This window comes from Caballeronia sp. BR00000012568055, from assembly GCF_029439455.1.
Classification (GTDB): Bacteria; Pseudomonadota; Gammaproteobacteria; order Burkholderiales; family Burkholderiaceae; genus Caballeronia.
Genome location: NZ_JAQFVG010000101.1, coordinates 2,217 through 4,139, shown reverse-complemented (window position 1 = coordinate 4,139; position 1,923 = coordinate 2,217). Strand labels below are relative to the sequence as shown.

Sequence of the window (1,923 nt, the reverse complement as noted above, 5' to 3'; positions counted from 1 at the left end):
CGAGCAAATTGTCCACGAGTACGCGCATAAGCACTCGGTCAGCATAGACTTCCGCTCGCCCATCACCCGAGATTTGAAGGGTCATCAGCTTGTCATTGGCCAAATGTCGCCTGAATGCAATTGACTCTGCAATGACGTCCCGGAGCGCAAAGGTCGACAATTTGAGTCCCGACTCTTCATCGAGTCTGGCGAGCAGCAATAACTGCTCGACCAGATGTGCGCTGCGGTCGACACCGAGAACCACGCGCTCCAGTGCGAGTCGCTGTTGCGTAGCGTCTTGGGAGCCCATCGCGACTTGTGCCTGCACTTTGATTGCGGCCAACGGCGTCTTCAACTCGTGGGCTGCGTCTGCGGTGAATGTCCGTTCACGAGCAAGCGACATGCGCAAGCGCTCAAGCAGGCCATTCGTCGCCGATACCATCGCGCTTAATTCGCGCGGAGCATGGGCCACTTCGATGGGCCTCAAATTGTGTCCGTCTCGTGCTTTCACCGCATTCGATAACGACGAAAGCGGTCGAAGTCCGAAGCCGATGCTGAACCAGACCAGCGCCATCAGAACAGGGAGAATCAGCAGAACGGGTCTCGCGATGCGCGCGGCCACCCCGCTGACCAGGTCACTGTGCGCGTTGATGGGTTCCATAAGACTGATCGTTCGCCCACTACGCGAATCGCGAACCGTGTACAGCAACCACTTCCCATCACTCGTATCGACCTCTTCAATGACGTTTCGAGCGTAGCCCGTGAAATCCGCAAGCGGAAAATCGCTGCTTCGAGCAATCGTGCCACCGTCACGGTCGATGATGTGGAAATGGACGAACCGGTCGCCATAATCCGAATCATGTGAAATCGGACGCGAATGATGCGGAATCTCGTTGCGAGCATCAATTCCATGCTCGGCCAGTTTTTTCAGGTCGTCAGCGTTGAGTTGAGAGAGAAGCGGCACGAGCTGAACCAGTCGAGTTTCGTCCCACTGAGTCATCTCGTGCCTCGCTGCATGAAAACTCCATGCAAACATCGCGACCCAGGACAGTCCAACGCTTAACAGCACAAGCCACATCAAACGGCTGCGAATGGAAGGTTGACGTGCGCTCATGGTTTCTCCATCACATAACCAATCCCGCGAATCGTGCGAATCGCATCCGCACCAATCTTCTTTCGAAGGGTCGACACATGAACTTCGATGGCGTTACTTTCGACTTCCTCGTTCCAGCCGTAGATGCTCTCTTCCATCTTCGACTTCCGCTGCGGTTCGCCGATATGCGAGAGCAGGTGAACGAGTACGCCGAACTCACGCGAGGTCAGTTGAACCGGCTCCTCGCCCTTCGTGACTTTCATGGCCGCAGGGTTGACGGTGATGTCGCGCCACACCAGTGTTTCGCTTGCCCGGCTCTGTGAGCGTCGTACCAGCGCCCGACAGCGCGACACGATCTCGCCGAGATCGAACGGCTTACCGACATAGTCGTCGGCACCCGCGTCGAGCCCGGCGATGCGGTCGGCCGGCGTATCTCGGGCAGTCAAAACGAGAACGGGTACGAGATTGCCTTGCGAGCGCAGGTATGCGAGCAGGCTGGTGCCTGAGAGTCCTGGCAGACCGAGGTCGAGCACGACCATATCGTAGGTGGTCGTGGCGAGCGCGAGCTTTGCGTGCTGTCCGTCTTTTGCCCAATCGACAGCGAATGACGCATTGCGCAGGCCGGCCTCGAGACCGCTGCCTATCAGGTCGTCGTCTTCAACCAACAAGATGCGCATGGTACTCCCCGCCCGTCAGCAGTCTCATGATTTTGCCGGTAGTCTATGCGTTTCTTGCATTTCCGTGGCATTGATTTTCTTAAGGTTTCCCTCAGCTTCGACCAGATAGTATCTCCGCCGTCGCTTATGATGGAGTGTGTTAAAAGTGGTTGAGAATCATTCGCACGGTTACGT

General features: G+C 56.7%; 2 protein-coding genes. Both read right to left on the bottom strand.

The window, feature by feature from the left end; genetic code table 11:
• The coding region (locus P7F28_RS06220) for a histidine kinase dimerization/phospho-acceptor domain-containing protein (RefSeq protein ID WP_277183617.1) at positions 1-1,093 on the bottom strand (1,093 nt) is incomplete at its 3' end.
• Positions 1,090-1,749 carry a response regulator gene (locus tag P7F28_RS06215; protein WP_277183616.1) on the bottom strand — a complete coding sequence of 220 codons (660 nt, stop codon included), beginning with the start codon at positions 1,747-1,749 and terminating at the stop codon, positions 1,090-1,092. The genes P7F28_RS06220 and P7F28_RS06215, both read right to left, overlap by 4 nt.
• Positions 1,750-1,923 lie beyond the last annotated feature (174 nt).

Excerpts from the sequence above, each read along its gene's own strand:
- P7F28_RS06215 (WP_277183616.1), bottom strand. The coding sequence starts at position 1,749 with ATGCGCATCTTGTTGGTTGAAGACGACGACCTGATAGGCAGCGGTCTC.